General features: G+C 62.0%; 14 protein-coding genes. 5 read left to right on the top strand and 9 right to left on the bottom strand.

Annotated elements, in window-relative coordinates; genetic code table 11:
- The first annotated feature begins 57 nt into the window (after positions 1 to 57).
- Positions 58 to 939 carry an archaetidylserine decarboxylase gene (asd, locus tag Q1M54_RS09400; RefSeq protein WP_300556576.1) on the top strand — a complete coding sequence of 294 codons (882 nt, stop codon included), beginning with the start codon at positions 58 to 60 and terminating at the stop codon, positions 937 to 939.
- Positions 940 to 945: 6 nt separating this feature from the next.
- Here the strand turns inward: asd and Q1M54_RS09395 are convergent, their stop codons facing one another.
- Genes Q1M54_RS09395 through Q1M54_RS09380 form a run of 4 tightly spaced genes read right to left on the bottom strand, consistent with a single transcriptional unit; the run spans position 946 to position 4,118 of the window.
- Positions 946 to 1,785, bottom strand: a complete 840-nt coding sequence (locus Q1M54_RS09395) for a uracil-DNA glycosylase family protein (RefSeq protein ID WP_300556574.1) — start codon at positions 1,783 to 1,785, stop codon at positions 946 to 948.
- Positions 1,786 to 1,792: 7 nt separating this feature from the next.
- Positions 1,793 to 2,290 carry a ribosomal protein S18-alanine N-acetyltransferase gene (rimI, locus tag Q1M54_RS09390; RefSeq protein WP_300556572.1) on the bottom strand — a complete coding sequence of 166 codons (498 nt, stop codon included), beginning with the start codon at positions 2,288 to 2,290 and terminating at the stop codon, positions 1,793 to 1,795.
- 8 nt (positions 2,291 to 2,298) lie between these two features.
- Positions 2,299 to 3,126 (bottom strand): tRNA (adenosine(37)-N6)-threonylcarbamoyltransferase complex dimerization subunit type 1 TsaB, encoded by an 828-nt coding sequence (gene tsaB, locus Q1M54_RS09385; RefSeq protein ID WP_300556570.1) that lies wholly within the window; start codon positions 3,124 to 3,126, stop codon positions 2,299 to 2,301.
- On the bottom strand, positions 3,123 to 4,118 hold the full coding sequence (locus tag Q1M54_RS09380) for a DMT family transporter (protein WP_300556568.1): 996 nt from the start codon (positions 4,116 to 4,118) through the stop codon (positions 3,123 to 3,125). The genes tsaB and Q1M54_RS09380 overlap by 4 nt, the downstream gene beginning before the upstream one ends.
- A 67-nt stretch (positions 4,119 to 4,185) precedes the next feature.
- On the opposite strand from Q1M54_RS09380, the gene dacB reads away from it, so the two are divergent.
- Both dacB and Q1M54_RS09370 read left to right on the top strand, forming a co-directional pair.
- On the top strand, positions 4,186 to 5,793 hold the full coding sequence (dacB, locus tag Q1M54_RS09375) for a D-alanyl-D-alanine carboxypeptidase/D-alanyl-D-alanine-endopeptidase (RefSeq protein WP_300556566.1): 1,608 nt from the start codon (positions 4,186 to 4,188) through the stop codon (positions 5,791 to 5,793).
- A gap of 36 nt (positions 5,794 to 5,829) precedes the next feature.
- Complete coding sequence (locus tag Q1M54_RS09370; RefSeq protein WP_019426757.1) at positions 5,830 to 6,084, top strand: SemiSWEET transporter; 255 nt, start codon at positions 5,830 to 5,832, stop codon at positions 6,082 to 6,084.
- A gap of 8 nt (positions 6,085 to 6,092) precedes the next feature.
- Here Q1M54_RS09370 and Q1M54_RS09365 read toward each other — a convergent pair whose 3' ends face one another.
- Genes Q1M54_RS09365 through purE form a run of 3 tightly spaced genes read right to left on the bottom strand, consistent with a single transcriptional unit; the run spans position 6,093 to position 8,796 of the window.
- Positions 6,093 to 7,091 carry an L-threonylcarbamoyladenylate synthase gene (locus Q1M54_RS09365; RefSeq protein WP_300556563.1) on the bottom strand — a complete coding sequence of 333 codons (999 nt, stop codon included), beginning with the start codon at positions 7,089 to 7,091 and terminating at the stop codon, positions 6,093 to 6,095.
- A gap of 8 nt (positions 7,092 to 7,099) precedes the next feature.
- Entirely contained in the window at positions 7,100 to 8,290 is a 1,191-nt protein-coding gene (locus tag Q1M54_RS09360) for a 5-(carboxyamino)imidazole ribonucleotide synthase (protein WP_300556561.1), read from the bottom strand.
- Entirely contained in the window at positions 8,287 to 8,796 is a 510-nt protein-coding gene (purE, locus tag Q1M54_RS09355) for a 5-(carboxyamino)imidazole ribonucleotide mutase (protein ID WP_300556559.1), read from the bottom strand. The genes Q1M54_RS09360 and purE overlap by 4 nt, the downstream gene beginning before the upstream one ends.
- Before the next feature lie 81 nt (positions 8,797 to 8,877).
- Here purE and trxA point away from each other — a divergent pair, with 81 nt between their 5' ends.
- Entirely contained in the window at positions 8,878 to 9,831 is a 954-nt protein-coding gene (gene trxA / locus Q1M54_RS09350; RefSeq protein WP_300556557.1) for a thioredoxin, read from the top strand.
- Between the two features lie 87 nt (positions 9,832 to 9,918).
- On the opposite strand, the gene Q1M54_RS09345 is transcribed toward trxA, so the two are convergent.
- Positions 9,919 to 10,440: an Mpo1-like protein gene (locus Q1M54_RS09345; RefSeq protein WP_300556555.1), complete on the bottom strand. Its 522-nt coding sequence runs from the start codon at positions 10,438 to 10,440 to the stop codon at positions 9,919 to 9,921.
- A 153-nt stretch (positions 10,441 to 10,593) separates the two neighbouring features.
- On the opposite strand from Q1M54_RS09345, the gene Q1M54_RS09340 reads away from it, so the two are divergent.
- Entirely contained in the window at positions 10,594 to 10,959 is a 366-nt protein-coding gene (locus tag Q1M54_RS09340) for a hypothetical protein (RefSeq protein ID WP_300556553.1), read from the top strand.
- Positions 10,960 to 11,025: 66 nt separating this feature from the next.
- Here the strand turns inward: Q1M54_RS09340 and Q1M54_RS09335 are convergent, their stop codons facing one another.
- Positions 11,026 to 11,934: a phosphoribosylaminoimidazolesuccinocarboxamide synthase gene (locus Q1M54_RS09335; RefSeq protein WP_300556551.1), complete on the bottom strand. Its 909-nt coding sequence runs from the start codon at positions 11,932 to 11,934 to the stop codon at positions 11,026 to 11,028.
- Between the last annotated feature and the right edge of the window lie 11 nt (positions 11,935 to 11,945).

The following is an 11,945-nucleotide window of genomic DNA, read 5'->3' as shown; positions in this document are numbered from 1 at the left end:
GCAACGGGTGACCGATAAAATCACGGTCTTCTTCAGATCCGCGCTTGCGGCCCCTTCATGTCCAGTTCCAGCCCCTTTTCTGACCGCCTGGCGGTCTTGCCACAGTACCTGATCCCCAAACAAGCCCTGACCGCCTTTGCGGGCTGGGTCGCGGGCAGCCAGTGGGGCAGCACGACCACAGGGATCATCGACTGGTTCGTCAAACGCTACAACGTGAACATGGCAGAAGCGGCCAACCCGGACACCGCCAGCTACAAAAGCTTCAACGAATTCTTCACCCGCCCTCTGAGAGGCGATGCCCGGCCTTTGGCCGCAGCGCATTTCGTCAGCCCAGTGGATGGCGCCATCAGCCAATGCGGCCCGATTGAAGGCGACCAGGTGTTTCAAGCCAAGGGCTACAGCTACAGCACCCGCGCCCTGGTGGGCGGCGACGCGGCGCTGGCGGCGCAGTTTCAGGATGGTCAATTTGCCACGCTGTACCTGAGCCCGCGCGACTACCACCGCATCCACATGCCTTGCGCAGGGCGCTTGACGCGCATGATTTATGTGCCGGGCGATTTGTTCTCGGTCAATCCGACCACGGCCCGTGGCGTGCCGGGCCTGTTTGCCCGCAACGAGCGTGTGGTGTGTGTGTTTGAAGGTGTGCAAGGCCCCTTTGTGATGGTGCTGGTGGGCGCCACCATTGTGGGCAGCATGGCCACCGTGTGGCATGGCATCGTCAACCCGCCACGCCCTGGCACAGTCCGCGAATGGACTTACGAAGTGGGCAGCATCACCCTGACTCAGGGCGAAGAAATGGGACGCTTTTTGCTCGGCTCCACCGTGGTCATGCTGTTCCCCAAGGGGGTGATCCAGTTCAACCCCGACTGGACACCGACCCGCCCGATCGTCATGGGGGAGGGGATGGGAAAGGCATTAGGCGAAGCCCAGGGCCGCTAGCCCCACTTAGGCTTGCGCCACCTTCAGCGCCAGCACCAGATCGGCCCAAGCTTTGGCCTTGTCAGCCGAGGTGCGCAACAAACTGGTGGGGTGGTAGGTCACCACCACAGGTACCCCTTGGAATTCATGCACAGTGCCCCGCAGTTTGCCCATGGGCTCCGTGCTGCCCAAGAGGCTCTGGATGGCGAAACGGCCCATGGCCAAAATCACCTTGGGCTTGGCCAGTGCCACTTGGCGTGACAAATAGTCGGCACACACGGCCAATTCGGTGGCTTCGGGGTTGCGCCCGGCAGGCGGGCGACATTTGACAGCGCAAGTCAGGTAAGCCTCGGCCGAAGGCGCTTGGCCTTCCACGGACGGCAGACCTTGGCGTCGCACGCCCACGGCTTTGAGCATGTTGTCGAGCAACACCCCTTCTGGGCCGGTGAAAGGCACACCCTGTTGGTCGTCTTCTGGCGAGGGCAAATCGCCCACCACCATCCAGTCGGCCGGAGCTGCAGCAGGGCCCCACACCGGTTTCTGGCGAGCACCGCTCAAAGCACAAGACTGACAAGATTGGACCGCAGCCCGCAAGCTGTCCCAGTCCATCTGTGGCACACCGTCTGGCAAAGGCTTGGATGCCACGCCAGGCGGTGTCGGAGCTGCGGCCATCTGCCCGCGTGGTGTGGCGCTGGCCACAGGCGGCTGGGGCCGGGGTGCTGAGGGCGTCTGAGTCATTGACGGGGTCTGGGCAAGCTCGGCTTGAACCGACTCACTGGCGGTTGGCGGCCACCACACGCGCACGCCCATTTCGGCCAGCATGGCGCGTTGGCGGTCGTCCAGGTCGAATCGGGTGGGGTCGCTCATGTGGGGCTCACAGTTTCAAACTCATCACCACAGCGTGTTCACGCTGCAGTCGGCCTGCGGGATAGTAATCCTTGCGGATGCTGATCTGCTTGAAGCCATAACGCTCATACACCTGCAAAGCACGCAGGTTGCTTTGACGTACCTCCAGCCAAAGCCACTGAGCTCCTTCGTGGCGGGACATGAGGGACAGGGCGTCCAGCATCATGTGTCCCCAGCCCTGCCCTTGGTGCGCAGGCGCCACGGTGATGTTGAGCAAATGCATTTCTTCCACACCGCGCATGGCCAAAAAATACCCCAACAACTCGCCGTCCAGCCACAGGCATTGGGCTTCAAACAGCGGGTTGAGCGAGTCGCGGAAATTGCCCAGTGTCCAAGGGTGGCTGTAAGCGCTTTGCTCGATGGCGATGACCGTGTCCAGATCGCTCTGCGTCATGGGGGCCAAAGTGACGCGGTTGCGCGTTTCTTCGGTCGGCTGATGGCGACTCAAAGCTTTGCCGAGATTCATGCCTGGACTCATGGCTGCGCTGTGGCTGGGCCCTGATGGGATTGCAAGGCCAACGCTTTCATGGCTTCACGCTCGGCGGTGGTGTTGGCAACCTTGTCGCGGATGTACAGCGGCATGGCCTGCTCTGCTGGAACGGCCAGTCCCTGCGCCCACAATGCAGGCGCCAGGCGCAGCAAAGCCGAAGCGGTGGGCAGTGCCTCGCACCGCGGGGCATGGGCCAATGCCAAGGGCAAGCGCTCGCCATAAGCCGCAAAGGCGTTGCCCGCCAAGCACAGCACTGGGTCCATTGGCGGCACTTGAATTTTTTCGGGGGCCGACACTTGCAATGGCGAGGCTTCGCGCCATTGGCCTAGGTGCTGCTCAGGCAGCCGCTGCCAGGTGTAAGCGGCGCTGTACACCTCGTCCATGCGCGCATCCAATAAGGACAACACCGTCAATTCGTTAAATTCGGCCATGTCGGTTGGCGATTGAGGTTCAGTGTCACTGAGGCCTGCCTGGAGCCGCGCCCATCGCGCCTCTTCGGCCACCGCCATCAAGGTATCGACGGGCAAAACCGGCACATTGACGCCAAAAGCCAAACCCTGGGCCACGGCACAGGCGGTGCGAAGACCGGTGAACGAGCCTGGCCCACGGCCAAAAACGATGGCATCCAGCGAGGCCAGCGGCATCTCGGCCTCGGTCAGCATGGCCAAAACCGCGGGGATCAAGTTGCTCGAGGCCTGTGCGCCGCCAGGCAAGGTTTGCGTCCAAACGAGGTCTCCACGGGCCACGCCCAAAGACAACACATCGGTGCTGGTGTCAAAAGCCAGCCATCGGCGCTCGGATGCTGCACTCATGGCTGACCTCCGGCCTTCGGCGCAGGGACAACAGGGGAAAGACGGGTGTCGGATTTTTTGGACTGCTTCACACCAAACAAGATTCCGCCGGTCACCAGCGCCAGCCCGGCCAGCAAATTCCAGTGCATGGGCTCACCCAAAAACCACACCGCCCCCAGCGCCGACAAGCCCGGCACCAGCGCCGTGATCATGGTCGAGCGCACTGGGCCATAGTGGCGGACCATTTGCGTGAAAGTGATGCCCGAAATGACGACCGAGCCTACGCCTTGAAACACCGCCTGAAACAAAATTTCTGACCCAGGCGCTTGGTGCAACTGAGTAGGCAAGATGGACAAACCCACCAGCACGGCAAACAAGGGCACAAAACACACAAATGCAAAAGCGGTGATGGCCATGGTGGCGCGCACCGCGTCAAAACCATGGCGGCGCACCAGCACGCTGTAGCTGGCCCAGCACATGGCAGCCGTCATGAACAACAAGTCGCCCTTCCAGACCTCGCCGCCATCAAAGGCCATGAGCAAACTCGCACCGCCCACCAGCACATCGCCCAGCACGATGAAGCCCAAGCCCAGGGCACGTGTAGCGGCCACTTTTTCACGCAAAAACAGCCAGGCCAACAAGGTGGTCCACAAAGGCAAACTGCCGGGCATGAGCACCGACGCGTGCGAGGCTGGTGCGTAAAAGAAACCGGTGTAGGCCAGGATGGCGTACAAAAAACCGCCCAGAAAACCGGTTTGTACCGTCTGGCGCAAAGGCAGTGGCGACAGGCCCCACAAAGAACCCACCTGTTCACCCGCCCGTCGAGCCGGACGCATCAGCCACCAGGCCCAGGGCAGCAGCACCGCACTGGCCCCCAAGATACGGGCCAGCGCAATGTCCAAAGGCAGCAAACCCCGTGATGCAGACGCGCGCGCAATGACAATGAAACCGGTCCAGATGAGCACCGTGATGACCGCAGAAGCCAGCCCCACGGTTTTTGAAGAAAATCGCATGGTTCGAATCATAGTGCCCCGAGGGCAACACCCCGGTCCACGGATGGGGGCGGGTTAGACTCACCCGATGACCTTGACCCGTCCCCTTCACACTTGGACAACGCTCAAGCCATGGGGCCTTGGGGCTTTGCTGATGGCCGCTTTGGGCTTATCCCAGGCCGCGCCTGCCACACTGGCCGCCACAACCACAGCGTCAGAAGAAAGCGCAGCCCCAACGGGGCGTACACCCCAAGCCGATCTGCCGCCCGGTATTTTGAAAATCTTGCGCCAAGCGCAGGTGCCCCCATCGGCTTTGAGTGTCTTGATCGCCCCTTTGCCTGTCGACGCCAAAGTCTCGCAAGCCGCCGCACCACGTTTGTCGCACCATGCCCAAAGCAGTGTCAATCCGGCATCGGTCATGAAGCTGTTCACCACCTACGCAGGCCTGAGCCTGCTCGGGCCTGCGCACACTTGGCGCAACCGCATCTATGCCGATGGCCCCGTCCGGGACGGTGTGCTGCAAGGCAACCTGATCATCCGAGGCAGCGGCGACCCCAAATTGGTGGTCGAGCGTCTGCAAGATTTGCTCAAGCAAGTGCAAGCGGCAGGTGTGCGGGAGGTGCGAGGCGACATCGTGCTCGACCGCAGCGTGTTTGATGTGCGCGAGCGAAACGAACCCTTTGACGACGAACCCCTGCGCCCCTACAACGTGGGGCCCGATGGCTTGCTGCTCAACTTCAAAGCCGTGATTTACACCTTCACGCCTGACCCAGCGAACGGCCAGGCGCAGGTGCGCTTTGAGCCCCCAATGGCGGGGCTATCGGTCACCAGCAAACTGCCTTTGACCTCGGCCCCTTGCACCGACTGGCGACGCCAGTTGCAGGCCGACTTCAGCCAGCCGCTGCAGGTTCGGTTTGCCGGAGGCTATTCCGCCAACTGTGGCGAGCGAGAATGGCCAGTGGCTTTTCCGGACCCCGCCCAATACGCCCCGCGCGTATTGCAGGCCCTGTGGGCTGGCGCGGGCGGGCAACTGAGCGGACAGGTGCGCTACGGCGCGCGCCCAGCCCAAGCCCGTTTGCTGGTGGATGCACCATCCTTGCCGCTGTCGGAAGTGATCAAGGACATCAACAAGTTTTCAAACAATGTGATGGCCCAGCAGCTGTACCTGTCGCTGTCCAGCGAGTTGGGGGCACCCGGGCGCTTTGAAGCTTCGCGCCTGCGCATGTCGCAGTGGTGGCGGCATGGCTTTCCCACTCAAAGCGAACCGGTTCTGGACAACGGCTCTGGCCTGTCGCGCACCGAACGCAGCACGGCGCAAGCCTTGACCGCCTTGTTGCAGGCAGCCCACGCGGGGCCACATGCCCAAGCGTTCACCGACTCCTTGGCCGTGGCAGGCGTGGACGGCACAGCCGCTCGCCTGAAAGACCGCAGCCCCCAATCGCCTGTGATCGGGAATGCCTGGCTAAAAACCGGCTCGCTGCGCGATGTGGCCTCGGTGGCAGGGTATGTGCAAGGGCAAAGCGGCCAACGCTACACCCTGGTCGCAGTGCTACACCACCCCAACGCCCACCAAGCGCGGGTCGCACTCGACCAGTTGCTGGAATGGACGGTGCGCGACATGGACTCAACCACGGCCAGCCGCCGCACCCGCGCAAGCCTTGACCGAAACACCGCACAACACGGCGCAACGCGCTAAGACCCCAAAGGCAGATCTCTCCGAAGGACTTGGACCATGAATTTGATCGACTGGGTGGGCTCTGTGGCCGCCTTTCTCACCACGGCCAGCTTCATACCGCAAGCCTGGCAAACTTTTCGCACCCGCGACGTGAGCGGGATCTCGCTGGGCATGTACAGCCTGTTCACCTCGGGGGTGGCGCTGTGGCTGGTCTACGGCATCTTGATGGTGGCCTGGCCCATCATCATCGCCAACGTCATCACCACCAGCCTGGCGCTGATGATCTTGGTGATGAAGCTGCGGTACCGCTGAACGACTGCTTAAGCCGCCGCCCGCTGCAGCCGATCGCGCACGCCTTCCCACTCGGGCGTGTCGGGCGGCAGTTGGACCCATATTTGCGTCACACCTCTGGCGTCCAGATCGCGCAGTACGCCAAACAAATCGTGCGCTGCCTGATCGGCGCTGTGCGGCTGGGCACGCCACAGCACACCGGCACCTGCGCTGCCATCCGGTCGTTCGTTTGACCACAAGCCCAAGTTGTTGGCGTGAGGGCCCAAGGCCTGCAGTTTGGCAGCGATGTCTTGCGCCGACATCAGGCGCACCTTGGCTCGGGGCGCGTAATGGGATTCGAGCGTGCCCGATGCGCGCGGCGCGGCTTGGCCGCTGACCTCCTCTGGGTCATCCTTGCCCCGAACAGCGCGACCACAAGCGGCCTCGATCTGCGCCCGCGTGATCTGCCCCGGGCGCAACAAAACGGGCTCGCCCCGCGTGCAATCGATGATGGTGGACTCGATGCCCACATCGCAGTCACCGCCATCCAGGATCAACAAGTCAGGGCCCAGCTCGGACTGAACATGCGCTGCGGTGGTCGGGCTGACGCGGCCAAAGCGGTTGGCGCTAGGTGCCGAAACACCCAGCACACCCAGCGGCAAACAGGCTTGCAGCAAAGCCTGCGCCACTGGATGCGAAGGGCACCGCAGGCCAATGGAGTCTTGCCCCCCAGCCGATGCACTGGCCACACCGGGCTGACGCGGCAAGATCAAAGTGAGCGGACCAGGCCAAAACGCAGCCATGAGCTTTTGTGCAAAGTCGGGCACTTGCGCGGCAAACAGCGGCACCTGCGTCACACTGGCCACATGCACGATCAGCGGGTGGTCGGCGGGGCGGCCCTTGGCCACAAAGATTTTCACCACCGCCGCATCGTCACAAGCATTGGCGGCCAATCCATAAACCGTCTCGGTGGGCAACCCGACAAAATGGCCGTCACGCAAAGCTTGGGCAGCCTGCGCGATGGCAGCATCCGAGACACTCAGGATCATGGCGGTCTTTAAAACGCTTCCATGCCAAGCAAGGCCGCCGCCTGCAAGGCGGTGGCGCGCACGGCCTCGGGTGTGGCCCCGGTGATGTTCAGGTGCCCCATCTTGCGGCCGGGCCGAGCCGACAACTTGCCGTACAGGTGCAAGTGCGTGCCGGGCAGCGCCAGCACTTGGCCCCAGGCGGGGCTGGTCGGGCCTTTACCAGTGGGCGTGACTTCGGGCCACAGATCGCCCAGGAGGTTGAGCATGATGGCGCTCGAATGCTGGCGTGGCTGCGTGAGCGACAAGCCCGCCAGCGTGCGCACCTGCAGTTCAAACTGCGATTGGTCACAGGCGTTCATCGTGTAGTGGCCACTGTTGTGCGGGCGGGGGGCCATTTCGTTGACCACCAGCTGGCCGCCTTGGAGGATGAAAAACTCCACGCAGAGCACGCCCACGTAGTGAAGGCCTTCGGCAATGGCGCGGGTCGCAGCCACGGCTTGCGCAGCCACATCGGCCGGCACAGCACCTTCGTACACGCTGGTCACGGCCAAAATGCCGTCGCGGTGCAAATTCAGTTGCACTGGAAAATTCACCATCTGCCCGTCGGCGCCACGGGCCACGATGACCGAGCACTCGGCCTGCAGCGGGAGCATTTTTTCGAGCACGCAGGGCACGCCCTTCAACTCGGCCCAAGCCGCCGCCAATTCTTCGCGTGTCTTGACGCGGACCTGACCCTTGCCGTCGTAACCCATGCGAGAGGTCTTCAAAATACCAGGCAGCAAATCGTCGCCCACAGCTGCCAACTGCGCGGCCGTCTCGATGATGGCATGCGGCGCGACCGGCACGCCGCAGCGCACAAAATGAGCCTTCTCGGCAGCGCGGTCTTGCGCAATCGCCACCGACTCGGACGCCGGAGCCACCGGGCGGTGTGCGCCCAAGGTCAGCAGGGCCGGTGCAGGCACGTTTTCAAATTCGGTGGTGATGGCCGCGCAACGCTGCATCAGCTGGGCCAGACCCTGCTCGTCCAGATAGTCGGTCTGGATGTGGTGGTGGCTGACCAGTCCGGCAGGACTGGCCGCATCAGGGTCGAGCACCGCGGTGAAGTAGCCCATGGCCTGGGCTGCGTGCACAAACATGCGACCCAACTGGCCGCCTCCCATCACGCCCAAAGTGGCCATCTGGCCATTGACCATGGAGCCCGGCAGAATCGCGCGGCTCATGCGGCACCTTTTGGTGAAACGGGCGGCAGTGTCATGGCGCGGGCCATGGCGGTTTGTTCGGCGCGGAAAGCTTCCAGCTTTTGACGCAAAGCCGCATCGTTGTTGGCCAACATGGCCACCGCAAACAGGGCTGCATTGGCCGCACCGGCAGCGCCAATGGCAAAGGTGGCCACCGGCACGCCCTTGGGCATTTGCACAATGCTGTGCAGCGAATCCACGCCCGACAAAGCTTGGGTCTGCACCGGCACACCCAACACAGGCACCGTGGTTTTGGCAGCGATCATGCCCGGCAGGTGGGCCGCACCGCCTGCGCCCGCGATGATGGCCTGCAGGCCGCGCTCTGCCGCGCTCTGTGCATAAGCAAACATATCGTCCGGCATTCTGTGGGCCGAAACCACGCGGGCGTCGTGAGGGATGCCAAACTGTTGGAGAATCTGGACTGCGTGCTGCATGGTGTCCCAGTCGGAGCTGGAACCCATGACGACGCCGATGAGCGCTTGAGTCATTGGGTGCTTTTCGTGATCAATCTCGAATTTTAAGGTTTCGCTTCATCTGGAGCCGAAACACAACCCGGAACACTGCCTGCCATGATGGACGTCACGATACAAAACTTTGAAGCCGAGGTCATCGAAGCCTCCATGACCACGCCCGTGCTGGTGGACTTTTGGGCGCCTTGGTGCGGCCCTTGCAAATCGCTGGGTCCTGTCCTCGAAAAGGTCGAGGCCGCTTATGAAGGCCGCTTCAAATTGGTCAAAATCGACTCAGACCAAGAGCAGCAACTGGCCCAAGCCTTTGGCATCAAAAGCATCCCGACCTGCGTGTTGCTGAAAAACGGTCAGCCGGTTGATGGTTTCATGGGCGCTTTGCCCGAAGGCCAGGTCAAACAGTTCTTGGACAAACACTTGCCCGCCGCCGAAGAACTGCAGGCACAGGCCGCCGCCCAAGAAGCCCAAGAGCACCTGCAAGCTGGTGACGCAGACAGCGCCCGCGCCGCTTTGGAACAAGCCCTGGCCACCGACCCCGGCAACGACGATGCCCGCTTTGATTTGGTCAAGCTGCTGATTGGTTTGGGCGAATTGGCAGAAGCCTCCGCCTTGCTGGCGCCCGCCATGAGCCGCATCCCGGTACCACTGCGCTTTGAGGCCCAAACCCAGTGGCTCAACGCCCTGGAGTTTGTGACCACCGACCCGCGTGGTCAGTGGGAGCTGGATCAGTTTGACGCCTTGATCGCCCAGAACAAACGCGACTTTGAGGCCCGCTTTGCCAAAAGCCGATTGCTGATCGCCATTGGCCAATGGGAAGCGGCCATGGACGAGTTGCTGGAAATCATCATGCGCGACAAGAAGTGGGACGACGAAGCCCCACGCAAAACTTTTGTCGCCCTGCTGGAGCTGATGACGCCGCCCAAGCCGAAAACACAAGACGCCAGCGGCAAATCAGCGGGCGGCATCGAACTCATGGGTAAGGCTGCCATGCAAGAAGACCCGCACATGGCGATGATCTCGGGCTACCGGCGCAAGCTGAGCATGATGCTCAACTGAGCCCAGCTCAGCCCAAAACCTCAAGCCCGGGCCAGCTGCTGCGATGCATGCTGACCGGGCTTTTTCACGGGTAAGCCGCCAAGCATCTCAGCGCGTGGGTCCTGCTTGGCGCTCGATGTCCATGTGCATGCGCTGCAGCAACCCGGCCCACATGAGCACCTCACCCACCACAAACATCGGCCCCACCAACAAGCCGACGACGTCGTCGACAAAAGCCGGTTTGCGGCCCTCGAAATAGTGGCCGATGAACTGGATGAGCCAGCCAATCAAGAACAAGCCCAAACCCGCCTGCCAAACCGCCAGCCCCAGGGCTTGCGCCAGAGGTGGCACCTCATGGGCAACCGCGATCAGTATGCCATTCACCACCGATGTGGCCAAGCCCAGCAACAGATCACCGCGGCTCAGATACCACAGGCTGGTGAGTGCCCACATGGCCCAGGCCAGCGTCACAGTCTGACCCGCCACAACCCAGGCCGGGCCCAGCAGCAAGACGCCGATGGACAGAAAAATCAGCGGGATGCCCAGCAGATGGGTCACGATGTTGCGGCGATCGCGGTGGTAATGGGCGTACTGCACCATCAAGGTGGTTGCAGGGCGAAAAAGCGTCATTCCATTTCCTCGTTCTGGCGATCAAAACGCCGAATGTAATACTTGCCCTGACACACATTGACCGATTTCAAGATAAGAATCGGGTCAGGGCATTGCTTTTGCGGGTGGTTTCAACTTAAAATTTAAACAACACTTTGGAATTCATTTTGAATCATGTCACGCGCCGAGCCCCTGATCACCCCTGAAGAGTTGCAATGCCTGCTCGGTGGTGCGCCGGCGCGCTCGAACAGAACCTGGCGCAGCCAACTGGCACAACTGACTTCTGTGCATTTTGGCGCTGCCCTCTGGCTGGTCAAGGGTGTTTTCCTGTATGCCGTGTTCATGAGTTCCGGTGCCGCCCAGCTGATGGACAGCGGCGCCTACCTGTGGATGCGCGGCAGTCTGGAACTGGTTTGCCTGGCTGTATTCTGGGGCGCATACCTGCACCCGCGCGGCCGCACGCTCGCCTGCGCCAGCTTGCTGGTGGCCAGCACCACCTTGCTGCTCGACGCCATGACACTGCTGGCGTTCACCCACTGATTTCCAAATCACCCCCAAAAAGGCGCTGCCATGCAGCGCCTTTTTTGCGTCTGAAATGCGGTGAAGTCAGGCCATGAGCCTCTTCATGGCTTCTTCGTACTTGGCCGCTGTGTTCTCGATCACCTCACGCGGGAGGCGCGGTGCGGGTGGGGTCTTGTCCCAAGGCTTGCCATTGACCTGGGCGGTCTCTAACCAGTCACGCAAAAACTGTTTGTCGTAGCTTGGTGGGTTGGCCCCCTCCACATAGCTCTCAGCAGGCCAATAGCGCGATGAATCGGGCGTCAGCACCTCGTCCATCAACACCAGGGTGCCATCGGCATCCAGCCCAAACTCAAACTTGGTGTCGGCAATGATGATGCCTTTGGTGGCAGCGATGTCACGGGCCGCCACATAAAGCTGGATGCTGATGTCGCGAATGCGGGTGGCCAGGTCGGCACCGATCATGGCCACGGTTTGCTCGAAGGTGATGTTTTCGTCGTGCTCACCCACCGCCGCTTTGGCCGCCGGGGTATAGATGGGCTCAGGCAGGCGACTGGCGTTTTTCAGACCCGCGGGCAATTTCACACCGCAAACGGCCTGGCTGTCTTGGTATTCCTTCCAGCCGCTGCCGGCCAGATAGCCGCGCACCACCGCCTCGACCGGGATGGGTTTCAAACGCTTGACCAGCATAGAGCGACCCGTGACCTGCGGTGCCTCGCCAGCGCTCACCACGCTCTCGGGGGCTTCGCCTGTCAGGTGGATCGGGCAGATGTTGAGGCCTTTGGGGCCGAGTTGGTCAAACCAAAACAACGCCATTTGCGTGAGCAACACACCTTTGCCCGGAATCGGCTCGCCCATGATCACGTCGAATGCGCTGATGCGGTCTGACGCCACCATCAAGATGCGGTCATCGCCTACGGCGTAGTTGTCACGCACCTTGCCACGCGCCAGCAGAGGCAAGGAGGTCAGGGCCGAGGTGTGAAGCGCAGAGGTCATGGCAAATCAGT

This window comes from Limnohabitans sp. Rim8, from assembly GCF_943326455.1.
GTDB lineage: Bacteria > Pseudomonadota > Gammaproteobacteria > Burkholderiales > Burkholderiaceae_C > Limnohabitans_A.
Note: the sequence above shows the minus strand (reverse complement) of the source record. Positions and strands in the feature narration are given on the sequence as shown.

Coding starts and splice junctions, on each gene's coding strand:
- Q1M54_RS09395 (WP_300556574.1), bottom strand. CDS start 1,785: ATGAGCGACCCCACCCGATTCGACCTGGACGACCGCCAACGCGCCATG.
- dacB (WP_300556566.1), top strand. CDS start 4,186: ATGACCTTGACCCGTCCCCTTCACACTTGGACAACGCTCAAGCCATGG.
- Q1M54_RS09360 (WP_300556561.1), bottom strand. CDS start 8,290: ATGAGCCGCGCGATTCTGCCGGGCTCCATGGTCAATGGCCAGATGGCC.
- asd (WP_300556576.1), top strand. CDS start 58: ATGTCCAGTTCCAGCCCCTTTTCTGACCGCCTGGCGGTCTTGCCACAG.
- Q1M54_RS09365 (WP_300556563.1), bottom strand. CDS start 7,091: ATGATCCTGAGTGTCTCGGATGCTGCCATCGCGCAGGCTGCCCAAGCT.
- Q1M54_RS09370 (WP_019426757.1), top strand. CDS start 5,830: ATGAATTTGATCGACTGGGTGGGCTCTGTGGCCGCCTTTCTCACCACG.
- purE (WP_300556559.1), bottom strand. CDS start 8,796: ATGACTCAAGCGCTCATCGGCGTCGTCATGGGTTCCAGCTCCGACTGG.
- rimI (WP_300556572.1), bottom strand. CDS start 2,290: ATGAATCTCGGCAAAGCTTTGAGTCGCCATCAGCCGACCGAAGAAACG.
- tsaB (WP_300556570.1), bottom strand. CDS start 3,126: ATGAGTGCAGCATCCGAGCGCCGATGGCTGGCTTTTGACACCAGCACC.
- trxA (WP_300556557.1), top strand. CDS start 8,878: ATGATGGACGTCACGATACAAAACTTTGAAGCCGAGGTCATCGAAGCC.
- Q1M54_RS09345 (WP_300556555.1), bottom strand. CDS start 10,440: ATGACGCTTTTTCGCCCTGCAACCACCTTGATGGTGCAGTACGCCCAT.
- Q1M54_RS09335 (WP_300556551.1), bottom strand. CDS start 11,934: ATGACCTCTGCGCTTCACACCTCGGCCCTGACCTCCTTGCCTCTGCTG.
- Q1M54_RS09340 (WP_300556553.1), top strand. CDS start 10,594: ATGTCACGCGCCGAGCCCCTGATCACCCCTGAAGAGTTGCAATGCCTG.
- Q1M54_RS09380 (WP_300556568.1), bottom strand. CDS start 4,118: ATGCGATTTTCTTCAAAAACCGTGGGGCTGGCTTCTGCGGTCATCACG.